Genomic DNA, 21,740 nt, shown 5'->3' with positions numbered 1-21,740 from the left:
CCAGGGACCCTCAGCTCGCCATCTGCTGACGACGCGCGGCAAAGCGGGCACGCAGACCGCCGCGACCGCCCTCCTGCCCCTCGGCGAGCGCGGACAGGTTTTCGACCAGCTTTCCGCGCAGCAATTCGGCAAAGGCGGGCTTGTCCTCGGGGACCGGGGATTCGGCCAGCTTGACCAGTTCGGGCGCGGCCTCGGCCAGCTTGGTCGTGTTGAGCACCGCGGCGCGATAGCAGTCGATCGCGTCCTCGAACCGCTCCATCCCCATGTAGATGTCGCCCAGCGCCTTTTGCACGAAACCCGACCGGCGCGCCTTGGGGCCCAGCTGCATCACCAGATCGAGCGCTTCCTTGGTACGCCCGGTCTTCGCACGCGCCTGGGCGGCCCGCAGCACCGCGCGCGGGTTGTCGGGCTTGAGCGCCACCGCCCGGTCGAAGGACCGCGCGGCCTGCGCGTGTTCCTCGAGCGCGGCCTGAACCTGGCCCAGCGCCTGGTGCACCGGCACGCGGTCGGGCGCCAGGGTGGCGGCACGGTTGAGCGCATCGCGCGCCGCCTCGTTTTCACCGGCCTTCATGTGCATGCGGCCAAGCTGATAGTGCGGCAGCCACAGGTCGGGCTTGATCTCGGCGATGCGGCGCAGCTCGTGGGCGGCGGCCTCGACCTCTTTGGCACGCCCGAGGGCAGAGGCCAGCGACAGGCGCAGGCGCACGTCCTGAGGATTGTGCAGAACGGCTTCGCGCAACAGCGCCAGAGCCTCGTCCTGACGCCCGTCCTCGGTCAGGATCCGCGACATCCGCAGGTAGGCGGCACTGGCGGACGGATCGAGCGCGACGGCGGTTTCAAGCTCGGCCATGGCCTCGTCGGTTTCGCCGAGCTTTTCCAGCATTTCGGCACCGAAGATCTGCGCCGGAACCATGTCGGGCTTGAGCGCCTGCGCTTCCTGGAAATGCTCGAGCGCGCGCTGCGTTTCGCCCAGCTTGGCCAGGACACGGCCCATGCCGAGATGCGCCACCGCGAGGTCCGGCTGCGCTTCGAGCAGATCGGTGAACAGCTCCTGCGCGGTATCAAAGTCATTCTGCTTGAGGGCCGCCAACCCATCTTTGACACGCTGGCGCAGCAGTGCTTGACTATCGCGGGCGAGGCGTCTTTCGGACATAATGGGCGGCTCCTAAATCGAACGGCGTGAATTCAATGCTTTAGGCGCGCAGAAAAAATCGCGCCGACAGCACTTTGGCCGACCAAGGTATAAACGCCGCCAGTATAGGCGTAAATACCGGTCACGTCTGGTCCGGAATCCCGCACCGACCTATGTCAAGATTACAGCAACGGCGTAACGCACTGATAATGAAGGGATTATCAGACCAGATGCACGGCGGGCAGGAAGCCGTTGCAGCGACTCGCCCTATGCGTGTAGCGCAGAATGTCGCAGTGCAGCATCAAAGCGACCATTGTGGCGCATTTCCGGGCACTTTCCAGTCAAGGGATTCTCTGCCGCGTGGAACGACAGATGCCAGAGGTCCGTCGCGCGGATGGTGACCCAAGGTCAACCGGGCCTGGAAAAGAGCTGAGGCAAGGGGCCGAGGTGCGGGGCGCGATCCGGGTGAATGATGGCCGAAGAGGGGCCTGGCCCGGGCCAGAGCGCCGCGCGCCGGGGGGCAGATCAGGCGGTGCGGAAGGCCCGCGGACGACAGGAGGACGCGGCGAGCGCGGTCCCGACACCGGGGTTTGTGCGGTGCTGTCGGTGCCGATGCCGGTGCCGGTGCCGTGACAGGCCGCTGCGGGCGCGGCGACCGGCAAGGGTCATGCGGGCGGGTGCGGCATCGGGCCGAAGACGTGCTGCGCCGCACCGGATCGCGCGGACGCGGCGGGCTTGGGTATGGCGGTGGTCCGGTCCGGCGGCGCGTCGTACAATGCCGCGCCGCAGGTGGTGACGAAAGCGCCCAGGGCGCGGACGGTATCGCCCGTCACATCGACCAGCACGGCGCGCCCCCGGTCGGACTGGCCATGGCGGTCGAGTTCGGCTGTCAACAAGCGCCAGAGCGGGCGACATTGCCCGAGCCCGACGAAATGGCGCGGCGCGTCCGGCAGCGACATGGCAATGCAGTCATCGAGTTGCCCCGAGCCGAACGGCGCGCCGTGCAGGACGTAAAGCGCGGCAAGGATCGCGCTGGGACTGTCGAGCGCGAGCGTGGGCCGGGGCCCGTCTGCCACCGGCGCAAGGGCCAGATGGCGCAGGTCCGCCCGCAAGGCGGCGAGGCTGCGGTCGAGCGTCAGCGCCTCGAAGGCGCAGGCGGCCCGGCGCCGATCCTCGACCGCCTGATGGAACCAGAGGCAGGCCTGCAGCAGCGCCGCGTATTCGGCGATGCGCAGGTCCGGGGCGGCCAGACGCGCGATCATGGCGTGGGCGTGCAGCGCCGCGTGCAGATCGCGTGTGCAATCGGCCAGCAGGGCGCGCGCGGCGGACGGTTCGGGCGCGCGCTTCATCCGCGCAGCGATCCGGGACGGACCCGGCCAGAGGCCGACCCCAAGGGCAACGCCGCGTCGCGACAGGTGGCGCGCCTGCCGGTGCCATGATCGGCCGAAGCGGGGGGATCGGTGCGTCCGTGGGTGTGCCACAGGAGTTTCGGTGCATTCATCGTTGATTCGCGGTCTTTTCACTGGCTTTCCGCCATCCTGCGCCCACAAACCTTAAGATATGCAAAAACGCCGACGGACCGCCGATCCTGTCCCGCGGGCGGGCGCGTCAGAGAAAGACCGTGGCTGTCCAGGGCAACAGCGCCACAAGCACCAGAACCAGCAGCATGACCCCGATGAACGGCATGGTCGCGGCGAAGATCTGTTCGACCGATACGTCGGGATCGTTCAGCGTGTTGTGCACGGTGAAAACCGAGATCCCGAAAGGCGGCGTCAAGAGCCCGATCTCGACCGCCAGCACGGTGACGATACCGAAATGCGAAAGGTCGATCCCCATGCCCTGCGCGATGGGCGCGGCGATGGGCACCATGATCAGCAGGATCGAGGTGGAATCGAGGATCATCCCCATCAGCAGAATGATGACCGCGTAGAAGAACAGAAAGCCCAAGGGCTCGAACCCGGAATTGGTGACCAGCCCGGCGATGGCGTTGGGCAGACCCGCGATCGACAGCATCCGTGAATAGAACGACGCCGCGATCAGCAGAAGCAGGATCGAGACCGAGATCACGCCGGTCTGCTTCATCACCTGCCAGAGCTTGTGACGGTCGAGGCTGCGGCGCGAGATGGCGACCAGCAGCGCACCGAAAGCGCCGATCCCGCCCGCTTCGGTCGGGGTGAAATACCCGGTATAGAGCCCGCCCAGAACGAGAATGACCAGGAGCACGATGGGGATGAGCTTGGCGATCATGGTGCCCAGCGGCATCGGCACGATCTCGCGGTCGAGGCGGCGTTCGCGGATGGCGTCGGGATCGGCCAGCACGAAGCCCGGAAAGAGCATGGTGATGGCCACGAGCATCGCCACGAAACCGCCGGCCAGAAACAGGCCCGGCAGGATACCGGCAAGGAACATCCCCCCGATCGAGACCTCGGCCAGCACGCCGTAGATGATCAGCAAGAGCGAGGGCGGGATCAGCATGCCCAGCACCGAAGACCCCGCGACGGTGCCCGCCGAGAAGGCCGGGCGGTAGCCGTGGCGTGTCATCTCGGGGACGGCGACGCGGGTGAAGACCGCCGCCGAGGCGATGGAGACGCCAGTGACGGCGGCGAAGATGGTGTTGGCGGCGACGGTGGCGACGCCCAGGCCGCAGATCATCCGGCGCAGCAATTGCTCGGCCACCTCGAAGGTGTCGCGCCCGACATTCGAGACGCTGACCAGCAATCCCATCAGCACGAACAGCGGGATGGTGGCGAACAGGTAATCGGCGATGCCCGAATAGGCGGTCAACTCGAGCATCCGGAAGGCAAGGCCGATGTTTTCGCGGATGATCCAGATGCCGACAAAGGCGACCGAAAACAGCGCGTAAGCGATATGCATGCCCAGAAGAACCAGCACGATCAGCGCGCCGATCAACACAAAACCGATCGCAAGTGTGGTCATGTGGACCTCCGGACATGGCGGATTTCATCCTGCATCCGGTAGAGCGCCGCAAGCGACGCCACCGCGGACCCGAGAACGGTGATGCCGCGGAACGGCCAGGTCGGGATGGTAAAGACGCCCTGGACGCCAAAGAATTCGGACGTGGCCCATGCGCTGCCGAATTTCGGCCAGGAGGCCCAGAGGATCAGCGCGAACACGACCGCGCCGACAAGGCAGAAGACGGCCTCGATCAGGCTGACGCTGCGCGGCGAGGCGCGTTCGATGCGGCGGATCAGGAAATCGGCGCGGGTCAAGCGCTTTTGCAGGATCGCGGCGGCAACCTGAAGAAAGACGATGGCCACGACCGAGCGGCCCGCGATCTCGGAGACGCCGGTGATCGGCGCATCGAGGAAGTTGCGCCCGATCACGTCGGCGACGATCAGCGCCATCAGCGCGCCGATCCACAGCGTGCCGACCGACGACATGATGGCCGCGACCCCGCCGAGAACCGCGCCGAACGGAGCGTCGGAAAAGCGTGGCACATAGGCGTCGCCGTGGTCTTCGACTTCGGTCTCGTCAGTCATCGCTGTCCCTGGCCCCCCGTCGCCATGCCGTCATTCCGTCGTATCAAGACGGGCCCGCCCGGAAGGGTTTCCGGACGGGCGGTTTCGAATACGGTCTGGCGTCAGAGGCCTTCGTCCCAAGCCCGAAGCGGTGTGGCCCCGCGTTCGCGCAGCGCGTCGAAATAGGCCTTGAGCACGACCCTGCCGGCATCGCCCGTCTGTTCGAGCCACGGCTCGATGATGTTGGGCAGCCCGTTCACCCAGGCGGCTTTCTCGGCCTCGGGCAGCTCGTGGATGGTCAGGCCCGCGTCCTGCATCTCGACCAGCGCGCGCGCGGCAAGGTCGGCCACGTAGTCGCCATGCGCCGCCGAGGTCGCCTTGGCGGCTTCGCGGAAAGCGTCCTGCACCGGGGCGGGCAGACCGTCGAAGACGTCCTTGTTGGCCGCGATGCCGCCGAAATACATCGACCCGATGCCGACGCGGGTCAGTTCGGGCGCCACCTCGTAGACGCGGGTGGGCAGGATGCCCGAGGCGAAGGACAGCGTGCCCTCGGTCACACCGGTCTGGATGTTGGTGTAATAGGTGGTCAGCGCGCCATCGACCGGCGTCGCGCCGGTTTCCTGCAGCCAGTTGGCCGAGGTGCCCGGCGCATTCAGCTTGCGGTTCTGCAGGTCGGCCATCGAGGAGACCGGGAAGGTGGCGTAGATGTCGTAGCTGTCGGTGATCAGCGACGACAGGTGCACCATGCCGTTCTCGGCCCAGCTGTCGCGCAGCTCGGGCAGGTTGGCGGACAGGTCGTCGAAGATCTCGATGATCATCTTGTGATCTTCGGTGGCGAAGGGCGTGAAGTAGGTCACGTTCTGGAGCGGCATGTTGGCGCCTTCCCAGACCGTGCCGACCATGCCGACATCGACGATGCCGTCCATCACCGCCTCGCGGGTATCGGTGAACTTGTACAGCGTGCCCGCATAGGATTCGGCCCAGTTGACCTGGTATTCACCCGCCTCGCCGAGGATGCGGTTCACCTCGGGCTGGAAGGTGTTCTTCATCGCATAGACCCAGATATTGGCCTCGGGGTGCGACGAGCCGATGTTGATGGTAATCTGCTGCTGCGCGGCGGCCATGCCCCCGGTCAGAAGCGCCAGTGCGGTTGCCGCACCGAATGTGGTGTATTTCATGTCGTTTCTCCTCCTGTGGGACGCCTCCTCCTGCGTCCCGGTTTCTGTCTGTCGGGTCCGGGCGCGTTCAGTCCCGGATCTTGCCGAGCGCGCGCAGGACGCGTTCGGGCGTGAACGGCATTTCGGTCACCTGCGCATTCAGAGGGCGCAGGGCGTCGTTGATCGCGTTCATGACGGCAGCGGGGGCCCCGGCGGTGCCCGCCTCGCCCGCGCCTTTCGCGCCCAGTTCGCTTTCCTTGGTCGGCGTCTCGACGTGGCCGATGACCATGTCGGGCATCTCGGCGGCCATCGGCACGAGGTAATCGGCCATCGAGCCGTTCAGAAGCTGGCCCTCTTCGTCGTAGTGGATTTCCTCGAACAGCGCGCCGCCGAGGCCTTGCACGATGCCGCCGCGGATCTGTTCGTCGACCAGCTGCGGATTGATGATGCGACCGCAATCCTCGACGCACCAATGCTTGAGCAGGGTGACGACGCCGGTATCGGTATCGACCTCGAGATAGCTGGCCTGCACGCCATTGGTGAAGGCGAAGGGGTATTCCGAGGTGATGTAATGGCGGGTCTGGACCAGTTCGCGCGGCAGGCCCTGCGGCAGGGTATCGCCGCGGAAATAGACGATGCGACCCAGCTCCTCGAGCGGCATGCGGTCGGCGCCGGTGTCGGCATCGACCACCTGCCCGTCGCGAATATCGAGCGTGTCCGCGTCGGCCTGCAACATCGCCGCCGCCACCTCGAGGATGGATGCGCGCAGCGCACGCGCCGATTGCAGCGCCGCCTCGCCGCCGATCCCGGCCCCGCGCGACGCCCAGGTGCCGCCGCCATAGGGCGTCACCTGCGTGTCGCCGGTGATGACGCGGACCTTTGAGGGGCTGACGCCGACGCCTTCCGCGACGATCTGGCTGAGCATCGCCTCGGTGCCCTGGCCCTGTTCGGTCACGCCCGACAGCGCCACGAGCGAGCCGTCGGGATCCATCCGCACGGTGCAGCCGTCCTGCGCCGAGATCCGCGCGCCGCCGATGCCGTACATGAAGGGCGACGGGTTGGTCAGTTCGATGAAGGACGCGATGCCGATGCCGCGATGCACGCCCCGCGCACGGGCCTCGGCCTGGTCGGCGCGCAGCGCGTCGTAATCCATCAGCGCCATGAGCTTGTCCATCGAGGCGTGATGCGACAGTCCCTCGAAGCGCATCTTGGCCGGCGAGGTGACCGGGTAGGCATCGTCGGCATACATGTTGCGACGCCGGATCTCGACCGGGTCCATGTCGAGCGCGGCGGCGGCCATGTCCACCAGCCCTTCGGTGATCGCCACGGCGATGGGGTGGCCCACGGCGCGATACTGGCAGGTCGGCGTCTTGTTCTGGAAGACCACCGTGGTCTGCGCGCGATAATTCGCGAAATCGTAGGGGCCGCCGCAGAGGTTGACGACCTGGTTGCCCTCGATCGCGGAGGTGCGCGGATAGACCGAATAGGCCCCGATGGCGGTCCAGTCGTCCACATCGATGGCCAGGATCTTGCCCTCCGCATCGACGGCGATCTTGGCCTCGATCTCGTGGTCGCGGGCGTGAATGTCGGTGGAAAAGCTTTCCAGCCGGTCGGCGACGAACTTCACCGGGCGGCCCATGATCCTGGCAATCGCGGCGGTGGCCACTTCGTCGGGATAGACATGCACCTTGATCCCGTAGGAGCCGCCGACATCGCCGCAGATCACCCGCACGCGCCCCTCGGGAATGTCGAGATGCTGCGCCAGCACGGTCTGCATCATGTGCGGGGCCTGGGTGGCGTGCCAGGCGGTCAACTGCCCTTCGGCGGGATTCCAGTCGACCAGGATCGAGCGCGGCTCGAGCGTCACGCCGGTGTGGCGCGCGGTGCGGAAATGCGCCGAGACGACCTTGTGCGCCGAGGCGAAGGCGGCATCGGTATCGCCTTCCTCGTGCAGGCGACGAAAGGCCAGGTTGTCGCCCATCTCGGGGTGCAGCACGGGAGTATCGGCATCGAGCGCGGTCATCATGTCGGTGACCACGGGCAGCGGATCGAAGTCGACCTCGACCAGGGCCGCGGCTTCCTCGGCGGCGGCGCGGGTGGTGGCGACGACGGCGGCCACGGGTTCACCGACCCAGGCCGCACGGTCCACCGCGATGGCGTGTTCGGGCGGCGATTTCAGGCCTTTGAGATGCGCCAGCACCGCCACCCAGGGCGTGCAGACCTCGGCGATATCGGCCCCGGTGAAGATGCGCAGAACGCCCCTGACGGCACGGGCCTCGGTCGTCTCGATGGTGCCGATCCGGGCATGGGCGAAGGGCGAGCGGACGAAGACCACATGCACCATGCGCGGCAGCTGGATGTCGTCGACATATTGCCCCCGGCCCTGCACCAGCCGACCCGCGTTGGGGCGCGGCACGGTCTTGCCGATATAGGAATTCGGACGGTCGGGATTGCCGAAAGCGATGGTCATGCCGCCCCCTTTGCGGCGCGCGCCTGCGCCACGGTTTCGACCGCATCCACGATGGCTTCGTAGCCGGTGCAGCGGCAATAGTTGCCCGAAAGGTGTTCGCGGATCTCGGCGCGGCTGGGCACCGGTCCGGCGCGGAGCAGTTCCTCTGCCGCGACCAGCATGCCCGGCGTGCAGAAGCCGCATTGCAGCGCGTTGCGGGTCACGAACTCGGCCTGCAGGTCAGCGATCTCGGCGCTTTCGGACAACCCCTCGATGGTCCAGACCTCGGCCCCGTCGGCCTGCGCGGCCAGCGTCAGGCAACCGCGCACGGCATCGCCGTCGACGCGCAGGGTGCAGGCCCCGCAGACGCCGTGTTCGCAACTTGCATGCGCCCCGGTCAGCCCCAGTTCGAGCCGCAGGAAGTCGATCAGGTGCTGGCCCGCGGGCACGCGCGCCTCGACCGGCTCTCCGTTCACGGTCAGTGCGATGTCGATCTTGTCGCGGAACATCCCGGTCATGCCTCAACTCCTTGGGTTCGCGCCATGGCGCGGCGCAACAGAACGCCGCTCAGGTGGCGGCGGTAGGCGGCACTGGCCTGGGTGTCGGACGGCGGGTCGATCTCGGCCATCAGGGCCTGAGCCGCCGCCTCGACGTCGCCCGCATCGAGCGCCGCCATCGCGCGCGTCGCCAGAACCGGCTTCGCGCCGACCGAAAAGAGCGCCACCCGGTGCCCTGCCGCACGCCGCACAAGACAAAGTCCGGCCAGCGCATAGTCGCCCGACCGGCGCGCGACTTCCTCGATCACATGGGCCTCGTCCGGCGCGGCCTTGGGGATGGATATGGCGGTCAGGATCTCGCCTTCCGCGAGTGCCGTTTCGAACACGTCATGGAAGAAATCGTCGGCGGCGACGTGACGCATGCCATCCGGGCCCTGCATCTCGAGCGTCGCCCCGAGCGCAAGAATGCAGGCGGGAAATTCCGCCGCCGGGTCGGCATGGGCCAGCGCGCCGCCGATGGTGCCGCGATTGCGGATCGCGGCGTGGGCGATGTAGCGGACCGCCTCTGCCAGAAGCGGGACATGCCGGGCGACCAGGGCGTCACTGCCGATTTCTGCATGGCGGGTCAGCGCGCCGATGCGCAGGGTGTCGCCGTCTTCGGAGACGCCGCGCAACTCGGTCAGCCGCGAGATATCGACCAGCATGTCGCCGGTGGTCAGCCGCATGTTCATCGCGGCGACCAGACTTTGCCCGCCTGCGAGAACCCGGCCCATGCCGTCCGCGTGGGCCAGCAGGTCCAGCGCGTGGCCCAGATCCCTGGCCCGGACGTATCCGCCCGCCGATGCTTTCATGGCTGTCCTCCCCAGACGTGCCGCGATACCTGCCTCACGAGATGCGGGCACCGCTTGTTGAGCAAGGGCTCAACTGTGTTGATCATTTGATCTATAAAACGCACCATAATGCAAGTAGATTGTTTTCGGCACAGCCTGCGGAGAGAACCGGACGATGGACAAACGGGTCGACAGCGATGGCGAAAAGGACGGTGCACAGGCCCCGCGTCGGCGGCTTCCCCCCGAGGAACGCCGCCAGCAGATCGTAGATGGCGCGGTGGCGTTCTTTGCCGAGCAAGGACTCGACGGCAAGACCCGCGACCTGGCAAAGCGGCTTGGCATCACGCAGTCGCTTCTTTTCAACTACTTCGCCTCAAAGGGCGACCTGATCGAGGCGGTCTATGAACGGGTCTACCTGGGCCGGCTGTCACCGGACTGGCCAGAGCGCCTGAAGGACCGGTCGGTGCCGCTGCGTGACCGGCTGCGCCACTTCTACGCTGAGTACAGCGCGCTGATCTTCCAGTACGAATGGATGCGCATCTTCATGTTTTCCGGGCTTGCCGGCACCGCGCTGAACCGCCGCTATCTGGAGCATCTGGGTGAAGCGATCCTGCGACCGCTGCTGGTGGAACTCGTCCATGACGCGCAGACCGGCCCGGAGCCGACAATGGAGGACATCTGGAACCTGCATGGCGGCATCGTCTATATCGGCATCCGTCAACACATCTACCGCATGCCCTGCCCCGACGACCCGCAGCCCGCCATCGACGGCGCGATCGACCGGTTCCTGATCGGCTTTGGCCTCTGCGGGGACTGAGGCGAGGGACCGGCACCGGGGGGCCGGGCGACGAAAACCCCGATTGCATCTGCCGGGCATCGCCTAGAATGTGCGCCCCGAAAGAGGCCGCCTTGATCAAGATACTCCATACCGCCGACATCCACCTCGACTCGCCGCTGAAATCGCTTGCGCTGAAGGACGCGGACCTGCGCGACCGGGTGCGCGCCGCCACGCGGGGGGCGTTCACGCGCATTGTCGATGCCGCCCTCGAGGAAGACGTCGCAGCGCTTCTGATCGCGGGCGATCTGTATGACGGGGCGGCCCGCAGCGCGCGCACGGCGGCCTTTCTGACGACGCAGCTTGACCGGTTGCGGGCGGCGGGCATCGCGGTGTTCTACATCAAGGGCAACCACGACGCCGAGAACCCGATCACCGGCGAGGTGCCCCTGCCCGACAACGTGCATGTCTTCGACGGGCGCGGCGGCAGGGTCCAGCTGGGCGATCACGACATCTGGTTGCACGGCGTCAGCTTTCGCGACAGGCATGCGCCGGACAGCCTGCTTTCGAAATTCGCGGCACCGGTGCCGGGGGCCGTCAACATCGCGCTGCTGCACACGTCGCTGGGCGGCTCTGCCGAGCATGACACCTATGCGCCCTGTTCGGTGGCAGAGCTTGTCGGCATGGGCTTTGACTACTGGGCGCTCGGACATGTGCACAAGCGACAGGTGCACAGCGAGGCACCGTGGATCGTGATGCCGGGCATTCCGCAGGGCCGCGATATCGGCGAGGCGGGCGCGCAGAGCGCCACAATGCTGACCATTAAGGACGGGGGCACCGGGACAGGCGCCATCACGGTGTCGCAGATCGCCACGTCGCAGGTCGAGTTCCGCAGGCTGGACGTCGATGCGACCGGCTGCGACGGGGATGACGCCCTGCGCCAGCGGATCCGCGACGCGTTGCGCGCGGAGGCGGGCAGGATCGGGTCGGACGCGGCGATCGTGCGGCTGCGGCTGACCGGGGCCTATGCGCGGGGCTGGCAGGTCGAACGGGACCGCGACTCATGGGAGGCGGTGATCGCCGATCTGGCGCGGGAGACCGGCTGTCTCTGGATCGAGCAGGTCACCGTCGCGCTGTCGGATCCGGCGGGCACCAGGACCGACGGCAGCGCCACCGCCGAGCTTGCGGCGCTGATGGAGGCGATCCGCGCGGAGCCCGGATTTGCCGCCGCGATGGCGACGCTGGTGGCGGACGTTCTGGGCGACGTTCCGACGCATCTGCGCGCCGCCCTGCTGCCGGACGCGGACGCGCAGGGCGCGCTGGCGCAGCGGCTGGCCCGGGACGGCGCGCGCCACGTCACAGCGCTGATGAAGGGATCGGCGGAATGATCCGGCTGCGGCGGCTTGACCTGTCGCTCTTCGGGCAGTTCACCGAGAAGTCCTATGACTTCGGCCCGCGCCCGCGCGGCGGGTCGGATTTCCACATTGTCCACGGCCCCAACGAGGCGGGCAAGACCACGACGATGGAGGGCTTTCTGCGGCTGCTCTACGGGTTTCCGCATATCGACCCCTACGCCTTCCGGCATGAGCGCAGGATGCTGCGGGTTGCGGGCGTGCTGGATCTTGGCGATCACGATCTGGCCCTGACCCGATCGCCGCAGCGGACCGGAAACCTGGTGGATGCGCAGGGGCAGGTGCTGCCCGAACAGGCGCTCGCGGCGCATCTGGGCGGGCTGGCGCTGGACGATTATCGCAACCTTCTGTGCCTCGATGACGAGACGATAGAACGCGGCGGCGAAGAGATCGCCAGCGCCAAGGGGGATATCGGGCGGCTGCTGTTTTCCGCCGCCGCCGGGATCGGCGATCTGACCGGCGTGCTGGACGGCGTGCGCGACCGGGCCGACGCGCTTTACAAGAAGCGCAGCAGCAAGACCCGGATGGCGACGCTGAAACACGAACTGGCCGAGGTCGAGCGCCGCATCCGCGACGAGGACGTCACCGCCAGCGCCTATCGCGGCTTGCGGCAGGCCCGCGACCGGGCGGTCGAGGCCGAGGCGCGCGCGACGGCGGATCGCGCCGCCCATGCCCGCGCCACCGCCACGGCCCGGGCCCGGCGCGACGCCTTGCCGAAACTGGCCGAGATCGACGCCTGCGCAGCGCTCATCGCGGCGCATCCGGGCTTTCCCGAGCGCCTGGACGTCGATGCCGAAACGCTGGTCGAGATGCAGAGCGATGAGCAGCAGGCGCAGTCGGATCTGGCGCGACTGGAGGCGGAAATCAGGCAGATCGAGGACGCGCTGGAGGACATCCCGCGCGACCCCGAAGGGCTGGCGCTTGGGCCACGGCTGGGCGCGCTGGACGAATTGCGCAGCCGGTTCGCGACCGCAGAGATGGACGTGCCGAAGCGCCGGCAACGCGTGACCGACATCCGCGACGACATGCGCCGTGCCGCCCGCGATCTGGGCGCGGCGGCCGATGCCGAACCGGAGGCACTGGTGATCGGCACGGTGCAGCTTGCCACGCTGGAGCAGGCCCGAGAGGGCGCCCGGCAGGCCAATGCCGACACCGAGGCGGAGCGGCGCGAGATCGCGGCGCTCGACACGCGGATCGCGCAGGCAGAGGCCGCGCTGGGCCAGCTTGCGCCCACACCGGGCAGCGGGCTCGATGCGCTGCTGGCGCGGTTCGGTGCGGACCGCCTTGGCATGCGCCATGCCGCGGCCACGCAGGCCGTCGCGGAGGCACAGAGGCAGGCCGACGCGGCGCGCGATGCGCTGGTTCTGAAGGGTCAGGTCTTCGACGTCCTGCCGACCTGCCCGCTGACCCCCGAGGAGGCGCAGGAACTGTCCGAGGCGCTGGCGCGCGCCGATGCGGAGGTGCGCGCGGCGGATCAGGAGGCGGCGGCCCTGGACCGCCAGATCGCCGAGGCCGAGGCAGGGATCGCGGCGCTCGGGGCGACCGAAGGGCTGGTCGGCGACAGCGCGGCGAAGGCGGGGATCGACCGGCGCGACGCGCTGTGGCGGGCCCATCGCGCGGCCCTGACCGAGGCGACCGCCCTGCCCTTCGAGGCGGCGATGCAGGCGGTGGACGTGGCGGCGGCGGCACGTCTGGCGCAGGCCCGCGACCTTGGCCAGATGCGCCAGCTTGAACAGGACGCGGCGCGCTTGCGGGCGCAGAGGGTCTGCCATGCCGAGACGCGTTCGGGTCTGCGCGCAACCCGGGCGGAGATGGCGGCACAGGTGGCCGACGCGGTGGCACGGACCGGCATCGACCATCCGGTGTCGGCGGCGGCGCTGACACGCTGGCTGGCGCTGTTGGCAAAGGCGCGGGACACGGCGCAGCGGCTGGACCGGGTGCGCGCCGAACACGCGGAAACCTTCGCGCAGGCGGCGCGTCTGGCCGAGGCGCTGGCGCCGCATCTGGACCTCGCGGACCCGGACTTCGGGACCCTGATGGATGCGGCGCGCGGCCTTGCCGAAGAGGAACGCGGGCGGCGCGCGGCGATCGCCTCTGCCGAGACGCTGTTGCGCGACCTGACCGGGGACCGCGCCCGTCGGGCTGGCCACCTCAAAACACTTGAGGCGCAGGCCGCGACCCATCAGGCCGCTTGGCAGGATGCGGTGGCAGAGGCGTTCGGTGGCAGGGTGGCCGCGGACGTGCTGACGACGTCCTTCGGCCCCTTGCGGGAACTGCGCGAACTGGAGGCGCAGCGCAGCGGGACCGCCCGGCAGATCGACGCGATGGTGGCGGATCAGCGCGCCTTCGCCAAAGCGGTGACCGAGATCGCGGGCCCCCTGGGCCTTCTGGGCGATGCCGCGCCGCTCGAGGTCTTTGCCGACCTGAGCGCCCGGGCCGAAACCGCGCGCGAAGCCGAGGCGCGGCACAAGGCGCTGAAAGACGCGTTGACGACCGCCACGACGGCCCGCGACGACGCTGCCCGCAGGCTCGCTGAGCTTGCCGACGCCGCGCGCCGGATCGCGCAGGTCTTTCCCGATGCGGTGCCTACAGACAGCCTGAAGGCGTTGCGTCTGGCGGTCGATCAGGCCCAGCGGGTGCGCGATGCGCGCGTCAGGCTGGATGACACGCAGGCGGCGCTGTGCACGATGCTGGACGCGGACGATCTGGGGGCCGTGCGGGCGATGCTCGACCCTGTGACCGCGACCGATCTGGATGCGGACCTGTTGCAGCTTGACGCGGACAGCGCCCGCATCGAGGAGACCTACCGCGACGCCATCGCCGCGCGCAGTGCCGCGGACCGCGATTTGCGCGCCGTGACCGGGGATGCGGATATCGCGGCGCTGACCGAACGGCGCGCGACCCTTGAGCTTGAGATGCGCGCGGTGGCGCTGTCCTATCTGGAGCTGCATCTCGGCCATGAGCTGGCCGAAGAGGCCATCCGGCGCTACCGCGACGCGCATCGCAGCGGCATGATGCGGGCGACCGAAACGGCCTTTGCGGAGTTGACCAACGACGCCTATACGCGGCTTCGCACGATGCCCGAGGGGGACCGCGAAACGCTGGTGGCGCAGGATCCCTCGGGGCGGACAAAGCGCGCGCAGGACATGTCGAAGGGCACGCGTTTCCAGTTGTACCTGGCGCTGCGGGCCGCGGCCTACGAACAGCTTGCGCAGCAGGGGACTGTGCTGCCGTTCTTCTGTGATGACATCTTCGAGACCTTCGACGAGGACCGGACCCGCGCCGCCTGCCGACTGATGGCGCGGATCGGTCGCACCGGGCAGGCCATCTACCTGACCCACCATGCCCATGTGGTCGAGATCGCGCGCGAGGTCTGTGGCGACGATCTGCGGGTGCATGAGCTTGGGGCGGAAAGCTGACCGGCGGAAAGGCGCGCGGAAGATTTCCCGCAGGGCGCAAGGCGTTGCGGGGACTGGCCCCCCGGCGCGGCACACGGTAGTCAGGGCTGGTCCGGCGGCGTCCGTTTTTGCGCGCGACCCCGGCGCGCCCGGATCTCGCCTGCGTGACGAAGCGGCCCGCACCCCGAAACGAAGGAGCCCTGAATGTCGAACCCTCCGAGCACGGCAGACAAGGGGTCGGCGGCAGCCGGTCGCGGCGCGGAGCGCAAGGCGCTGGTGTTCGACGACGACAAGGGATCGGCGCGTTCGGCGTGGATCGCCGCGGGCATTCTGGTGGCCATCGTGGGCTGGATGGCCAGTGGCGTCATCCTGCCCTCCGAGGATGTGACCGCCTCCGACACGGCCCCGCCCGAAGCGGCGGCGGTTTCGGTGGCGGTGCGGACCTCCGTCGCCCGGCCGGTGACGCTGTATTTCCGCGCCGAGGGGCAGGCCCAGCCGGACCGCGACACCGATATGCGCGCCGAAGCCTCGGGCGATGTCGCCGAGGTGTTGGTGCGCAAGGGCGACGATGTCGACCGCGGCACGATCATCGCACGGCTGACCACTGACCGGGTCGACGCCGACCTGCGCCGCGCGCAAGAGGACCTGGACCGGGCACAGCGGGACTACGACAACGCCGTCACCCTGCGCGAGCGCGGCGCGGGCACCATCGACCGGGTCGCCGACACGCGCGCCGCGCTGGCCGCCGCGCGGGCGGCGCTGGCCGCCGCCGAGGAAGCGGTCGACAACACCAATATCGTCGCCCCCTTCGGCGGCCGGATCGAGGCACTGACGCTGGATGCGGGCGAGTTCATCTCGACCGGCAGTACAGTGGGGCGCATCGTCGACAACCGCCCGCTGACCGTGGCCCTGCAAGTGCCGCAGCAATCGCTCAACCGGATCCGCAACGGCCAGACCGCCGAGGTGTCCTTTATCACCGGCGAGAGCCGCGAGGGGCGCGTCAGCTTTGTCGCCACCTCTGCCGCGGTCGAGACCCGCACCTTTCTGGCGGAGATTGAGGTCCCCAACGCCGATGGCGCGATCGCGGCGGGCATCTCGGCGGAAATCCGCATTCCGACCGGCGATGCCACCGCGCATTTCATCTCGCCCTCGGTGGTCGCGCTTAGCCCCGACGGCGAAATCGGGGTCAAGACCGTCGAGGATGACACGGTGGTGTTCTACAGCATCGAGATCGTGCGCGCCGAGGTCGATGGCATCTGGGTGACCGGGCTGCCCGACACCACGCGGATCATCACCATCGGCCAGGGCTTCGTGCGCAACGGCGAGCCGGTGATTGCCCGCCCCGAGGCCCCGTCCGGCGCTGCGGAGGCCGCGGACGAACCGGTGAACGCCGCGCCAGAGGCCGCCGAATGAACGCCCTGATCGACGCTGCGTTCTCGCGCTCGCGGGTGGTGATCATGGCGCTGGCCATGCTGCTCGCGGTGGGCACCTATGCCTATGTCTCGATCCCCAAGGAATCCTCGCCCGAGGTGTCGTTGCCGCTGGTCTACGTGTCGACCGGGCTGAGCGGCATCAGCCCGACCGATGCCGAGCGGCTGCTGCTGGAGCCGATGGAGGCGGAGTTCGGCGCGCTGGAAGGGCTCGAGAAGATGTCGAGCGACGCGACCGAGGGCTTTGCCAGCCTGCAGCTTGAATTTACCGCCGGTGGCGACATCGACGAGGCGCTGGACAAGGTGCGCGAAGCCGCCGACCGGGTCGAGGGCAACCTGCCGGACGACGCCTATGACCTGTCGATCGTCGAGATCAACACCGCGATGTTCCCGATCATCACCGTGGTGCTGTCCGGGCCGGTGCCGGAACGCGCCCTGAACCGGATCGCCGACGCGGTCGAGGAGGCGGTCGAGGGCCTGCCGGGCGTGCTCGAGGTGGATACCGGCGGTCAGCGCACGGAATTCATGGAGGTGCTGGTCGATCCGACCGTGTTTCAGACCTACAACCTCAGCTTCGACGAATTGATCGGCCAGTTGCAGCGCAACAACCGCCTGATCGCCGCCGGGGCCATCGAGACCGGCGGCGGGCGCATCGTGCTGAAGGTGCCCGGCCTGATCGAGGGCGAGCGGGACGTCATGGAGATGCCGATCAAGGTCCGTGGCAACGCGGTGGTGACCTTCGGCGACGTGGCGACGGTGCGGCGCACCTATGACGACCCGACCAGCTTCGCGCGGGTCGATGGCCAGCCCGCGATCTCGCTCGAGGTCAAGAAGCGGTCGGGAGCCAACATCATCGACACGGTCGCCGCGGTGCAGGCGCTGATCGAGGAGTCGCGGCGGGACTGGCCAGATTCGGTGCAGGTGACCTACCTTCAGGACCAGAGCGTGCAGGTCAAAACCTTCCTCTCCGACCTTGAGGCCAACGTCATCGCGGCGGTGATCCTGGTGATGATCGTGATCGTCCTGACCCTCGGCGTCCGCTCGGCGCTGCTGGTCGGGCTGGCCATTCCGGGGGCCTTCCTGACCGGTGTCGCGGCGCTTTGGGGGATGGGCTACACCATGAACGTCGTGGTGCTGTTTTCGCTGATCCTGGTGGTGGGGATGCTGGTCGACGGGGCCATCGTGACCGTCGAGCTGGCGGACCGTCGCCTGCAGGATGGCGCCACGCGCAAGACCGCCTATGCCGATGCGGCCAAGCGCATGGCCTGGCCGATCATCGCTTCGACGGCGACGACCCTGTCGGTGTTCCTGCCGTTGCTGTTCTGGACCGGACTGACCGGCGAGTTCATGAAATTCCTGCCGATCACGGTGATCCTGACGCTGTCGGCATCGCTGGTCATGGCGCTGATCATCATCCCAGTGGTCGGCGGCGTGATCGGGGGGCGCCAGTCGAAAAGCGCGCGCGACAAAGCGGCGCTGCACGCCGCCGAGCTGGGCGATCCGCGCGAGATCGGTGGCGCCACGGGGGCCTATGTGCGGCTGCTGGAATGGGCGATCCTGCGGCCCGGCGCGGTGGTGCTGCTGGCGCTGGCGGTGCTGACCGGGGCATTCGGGCTTTACGGGCAATTCGGGCGCGGGCTGAGCTTTTTCCCGTCGATCGAGCCCGAGTTCATGCAGGTGCAGGTGCGCGCCCGCGACAACTTCTCGATCTGGGAGCGCGACACGCTGGTGCGCGTGGTCGAGGACCGGCTGCTGGAATACGAAGGCGTCGAGACCGTCTATGCGCGCGCCACCATGAGCGCAGGGCGCGGCGACGAGGAAACCATCGGCGTGATCCAGCTGGATCTGGTGGACTGGAGCGCGCGCGCCACCGCCGCCGAGATCGGCGAACGGATCCGCGCCGACATGGCCGACATCGCGGGCATCGACGTGCAGGTCCAGACCGACTCATCGGGGCCGTCGGCGGGCAAGCCGGTCAGCCTCGAGTTGCAGGCGCACGATCCGGCGACGCAGGCGCAGGTGGTCGCGCAGGTCCGCGCCATCATGGACGATATCGGCGGCTTCACCGACGTCACCGACACGCTGCCCCTGCCCGGCGTCGAGGTGTCGATCCTGGTGGATCGCAAGGAGGCCGCGCGCTTCGGGGCCGATGTCAGCCTGCTGGGCCAGGCGGTGCAGCTGCTGACCCAGGGCATTACCGTCGCCGATTACCGCCCCGACGATGCCGATGGCCCGCTCGACATCCGGGTGCGCTTCCCGCGCGAGGACCGGTCCCTGTCGGAGTTGAACAACCTGCGGGTGCCGACAACGGCCGGGCTGGTGCCGATCTCGAATTTCGTGGCCTTCGCGCCGACGGAACGGGTGGGCACGCTGCGGCGCGTGGATGAACGCCGGGTGGTCACCATCGAGGCCAATGTCGGCCCGGGCGTGCTGGTGAACGACCAGATCGCGGCGTTAAGGGCGGCGCTCGATGCGGCAGGCCTGCCGGACGGCGTCAGCTATGCCGTGGCGGGCGAGGCCGAGGACCAGCAGGAGGCGATGATCTTTCTGGCCGGGGCGTTCATCAGCGCGATCTTCCTGATGCTGGTGATCCTGGTGTTGCAGTTCAACAGTTTCTACCAGGCCCTGGTGGTGATGAGCGCCATCGTCTTTTCCATCGCGGGCGTGCTGCTGGGCCTGCTGGCGACCGGGCGTCCGTTCGGCGTGGTCATGGGCGGCATCGGGGTGATCGCGCTGGCGGGCATCGTGGTGAACAACAACATCGTGCTGATCGACACCTACAACGACCTCAGGCGCAGCGGGCAATCGCCGCTCGAGGCGGTGTTGCGGACCGGGGCGCAGCGTCTGCGCCCGGTGGTGCTGACCTCGGTCACCACCGCGCTTGGGCTCATGCCGATGGTGATCGGCGTCAACCTCAACTTCTTCACGCGCAGCGTCGTCTACGGCGCGCCGTCGACACAGTGGTGGACCGAGATGTCCAGCGCCATCGCGGGCGGACTGGTGGTCGCGACCCTGCTGACCCTGGTGGTGACGCCCGCGATGCTGATGCTGGGCGAAAGACGCAACGCGCGGCACCTGCCCGCACCGCCCCGGGCGCAACCGGCCTGAGGGCGTCGCGCCTGCGCCGCGCGGGTGCCGGAGGGGGCAAAGCCCGGAGTGCGCGGGTCAGGCCGTGTCGGCCACCTCGGCGGGCGGGCGGCGACACAGACCTTGCACGCCGACTGTCGGCATCGCAGGCTGCGATAAACCAGACAGAAAGGCTATGCGATGAAGGTCGTCGTCCTGGGTGCGGGTGTCATCGGCGTCACCACGGCCTATTACCTTGCCAAGCAGGGCGCGGAGGTCGTGGTCATCGACCGCCAGACCGGGCCGGGGCTTGAGACCAGCTATGCCAATGCGGGGCAGCTGAGCTATGGCATGAGCTCGCCCTGGGCGGCCCCCGGCATTCCGCTGAAGGCGGTCAAGTGGATGTTCATGAAGCGCCGGCCGCTGTTCATCTGGCCGCTGATCAGCCCGACCATGTGGAAATGGTGTCTGCAGATGGTGCGCAACTGCAACGCCGAAAGCTACCGCGTCAACAAGGGGCGCATGGTGCGCGTCTCGAGCTATTCGCGCGACATCATGCCAGACCTGATCGCCGAGACCGGCATCGCATATGACGGCCGTGCGCAGGGCACCTTGCAGCTGTTCCGCAGCGCCAAGCAGATGAAGGCGTCGCAGACCGACCAGGCGATCCTTGCCGAGTATGGCTCGCCCTATGAGGTGCTTGGCCGCGACGCCTGCATCGCCGCAGAGCCGGCCCTGGCCGAGGTGCGGAACAAGTTCGTGGGCGGCCTGCGCCTGACCGCCGACCGCACCGGCGATTGCCGCATGTTCACCATCGCGCTGACAGAGAAGTGCATCGAGATGGGGGTGGATTTCAAATACGGGCAGACCATCCGGTCGCTTGCCGTCGAAGGTGACAGGATCGCGGGCGTCGACACCGAGATTGCCGGGCGCATCACCGGCGACGCTTATGTCTGCGCATTGGGCAGCTATGCGGTCAACGTGCTCAACCCCGTCGGGATCAAGCTGCCGGTCTATCCGGTCAAGGGCTACTCGGTGACGCTTCCGGTCATCGATGACGCCTATGCGCCGCAATCGACCATCATGGACGAGACCCACAAGGTCGCCATGACCCGGCTTGGGGATCGCATCCGGGTCGCGGGCACCGCCGAGATCGCGGGCTATTCCAACCGCCTTGGCCCGCATGCGACCGACACCGTCAAACACGTGATCGGCGATCTGTTTCCCCGGGGTGGCGACATTTCGCAGGCGGAAGGCTGGACCGGCTTGCGCCCGATGACCCCGGACGGGACGCCGGTGCTGGGTCCATCGCGCTACGACAACCTGTTTCTCAACACCGGGCACGGCACGCTGGGCTGGACCATGGCCTGCGGGTCAGGCCGCGCGGTGGCGGACGTGGTTCTGGGCAAGACGCCCGAGATCTCGTTCGACGGTCTGACGGCGGCGCGCTACGGGCGCTGAGCCGGCCGGCAAAGCCTGCGCGCGCAGACCGGACCGAAGCGAAGGGTCGCCCGGAGACGCCCGCGCTTTCAGGCGGTTGATGGAAATCATGGCGAGGCGGGTGCCGGGGCGATAGACTGGGAAGGCAATTTTCAAGGGAAGAGAATCATGAAGCGTTTTTGCGCAACCCTTGCTCTCGTGGCGTTCGCGGCCCCTGCCGCAGCCGAGGGCGTGACCACCTACCAGACCGATGCCAGCTTCGAGGACGCGACCTTCGCGGTGGAAAGCGCCATCATCGGGCGTGGGCTGGTCATCGACTACACCAGCCATGTCGGCGAGATGCTGGCACGGACCGGGGCCGACGTGGGCAGCGAGGTCGAGTTGTTCAAGGCCGCGGACGTGTTCCTGTTCTGCTCGGCGGTGACGTCGCGCAGCGTGATGGAAGCCGACCTGATGAACATCGCGCATTGTCCCTACGGCATCTTCGTGGCCGATACCGGTGACGAGGTGACGGTGGGTTTCCGCAACATGCCCGAGGGCCCGATGCAGGAGGTCCAGACCCTGCTGGACGAGATCGCGCAGGAAGCCGTCGGCAACTGAGCCACCGCGCGCCCCGGGCCTGACGTCCTGGGGTCGGGTCTGACGGGTCCGTCGAGCCTGGCAGGTCAAGACGAC

At 68.1% G+C, this 21,740-nt stretch carries 15 protein-coding genes; 7 read left to right on the top strand and 8 right to left on the bottom strand.

All coding sequences use genetic code 11. The features are described 5' to 3' along the window. Window positions 1-10: 10 nt before the first annotated feature. From ACXYMN_RS16335 to ACXYMN_RS16300, 8 genes are all read right to left on the bottom strand, one after another. The gene (locus ACXYMN_RS16335; protein WP_459014725.1) at window positions 11-1,153 is read right to left on the bottom strand and encodes a tetratricopeptide repeat protein; all 1,143 of its coding nucleotides are present in this window, start codon (window positions 1,151-1,153) and stop codon (window positions 11-13) included. A gap of 644 nt (window positions 1,154-1,797) precedes the next feature. Then, window positions 1,798-2,481 carry a heme oxygenase-like domain-containing protein gene (locus ACXYMN_RS16330; protein ID WP_459014724.1) on the bottom strand — a complete coding sequence of 228 codons (684 nt, stop codon included), beginning with the start codon at window positions 2,479-2,481 and terminating at the stop codon, window positions 1,798-1,800. A 259-nt stretch (window positions 2,482-2,740) separates the two neighbouring features. After that, on the bottom strand, window positions 2,741-4,069 hold the full coding sequence (locus ACXYMN_RS16325; protein WP_459014723.1) for a TRAP transporter large permease: 1,329 nt from the start codon (window positions 4,067-4,069) through the stop codon (window positions 2,741-2,743). Then, entirely contained in the window at window positions 4,066-4,632 is a 567-nt protein-coding gene (locus ACXYMN_RS16320) for a TRAP transporter small permease subunit (RefSeq protein ID WP_459014722.1), read from the bottom strand. The genes ACXYMN_RS16325 and ACXYMN_RS16320 overlap by 4 nt, the downstream gene beginning before the upstream one ends. 101 nt (window positions 4,633-4,733) lie before the next feature. After that, complete coding sequence (locus tag ACXYMN_RS16315) at window positions 4,734-5,789, bottom strand: C4-dicarboxylate TRAP transporter substrate-binding protein (RefSeq protein ID WP_459014721.1); 1,056 nt, start codon at window positions 5,787-5,789, stop codon at window positions 4,734-4,736. Window positions 5,790-5,856: 67 nt separating this feature from the next. After that, complete coding sequence (locus ACXYMN_RS16310) at window positions 5,857-8,238, bottom strand: xanthine dehydrogenase family protein molybdopterin-binding subunit (protein ID WP_459014720.1); 2,382 nt, start codon at window positions 8,236-8,238, stop codon at window positions 5,857-5,859. Next, window positions 8,235-8,735: a (2Fe-2S)-binding protein gene (locus ACXYMN_RS16305; protein ID WP_459014719.1), complete on the bottom strand. Its 501-nt coding sequence runs from the start codon at window positions 8,733-8,735 to the stop codon at window positions 8,235-8,237. Before ACXYMN_RS16305 ends, ACXYMN_RS16310 begins: the two co-directional genes overlap by 4 nt. Further along, window positions 8,732-9,565: an FAD binding domain-containing protein gene (locus ACXYMN_RS16300; protein WP_459014718.1), complete on the bottom strand. Its 834-nt coding sequence runs from the start codon at window positions 9,563-9,565 to the stop codon at window positions 8,732-8,734. The genes ACXYMN_RS16305 and ACXYMN_RS16300 overlap by 4 nt, the downstream gene beginning before the upstream one ends. A 154-nt stretch (window positions 9,566-9,719) precedes the next feature. On the opposite strand from ACXYMN_RS16300, the gene ACXYMN_RS16295 reads away from it, so the two are divergent. From ACXYMN_RS16295 to ACXYMN_RS16265, 7 genes are all read left to right on the top strand, one after another. Then, complete coding sequence (locus tag ACXYMN_RS16295) at window positions 9,720-10,361, top strand: TetR/AcrR family transcriptional regulator (RefSeq protein ID WP_459014717.1); 642 nt, start codon at window positions 9,720-9,722, stop codon at window positions 10,359-10,361. A 92-nt stretch (window positions 10,362-10,453) separates the two neighbouring features. After that, a complete protein-coding gene (locus tag ACXYMN_RS16290; protein ID WP_459014716.1) occupies window positions 10,454-11,707 on the top strand; it encodes a metallophosphoesterase family protein in 1,254 nt (417 codons plus the stop codon). Beyond that, entirely contained in the window at window positions 11,704-15,150 is a 3,447-nt protein-coding gene (locus ACXYMN_RS16285; RefSeq protein WP_459014715.1) for an ATP-binding protein, read from the top strand. Before ACXYMN_RS16290 ends, ACXYMN_RS16285 begins: the two co-directional genes overlap by 4 nt. Before the next feature lie 183 nt (window positions 15,151-15,333). Next, window positions 15,334-16,542 (top strand): efflux RND transporter periplasmic adaptor subunit, encoded by a 1,209-nt coding sequence (locus ACXYMN_RS16280; protein WP_459014714.1) that lies wholly within the window; start codon window positions 15,334-15,336, stop codon window positions 16,540-16,542. Continuing rightward, on the top strand, window positions 16,539-19,667 hold the full coding sequence (locus ACXYMN_RS16275) for an efflux RND transporter permease subunit (RefSeq protein ID WP_459014713.1): 3,129 nt from the start codon (window positions 16,539-16,541) through the stop codon (window positions 19,665-19,667). The genes ACXYMN_RS16280 and ACXYMN_RS16275 overlap by 4 nt, the downstream gene beginning before the upstream one ends. Window positions 19,668-19,826: 159 nt before the next feature. Then, complete coding sequence (locus tag ACXYMN_RS16270) at window positions 19,827-21,086, top strand: D-amino acid dehydrogenase (RefSeq protein WP_459014712.1); 1,260 nt, start codon at window positions 19,827-19,829, stop codon at window positions 21,084-21,086. Between the two features lie 147 nt (window positions 21,087-21,233). Beyond that, a complete protein-coding gene (locus tag ACXYMN_RS16265) occupies window positions 21,234-21,665 on the top strand; it encodes a DUF302 domain-containing protein (protein WP_459014711.1) in 432 nt (143 codons plus the stop codon). Window positions 21,666-21,740: the final 75 nt, after the last annotated feature.

This window comes from Roseivivax sp. CAU 1753 (assembly GCF_054482575.1).
Note: the sequence above shows the minus strand (reverse complement) of the source record. Positions and strands in the feature narration are given on the sequence as shown.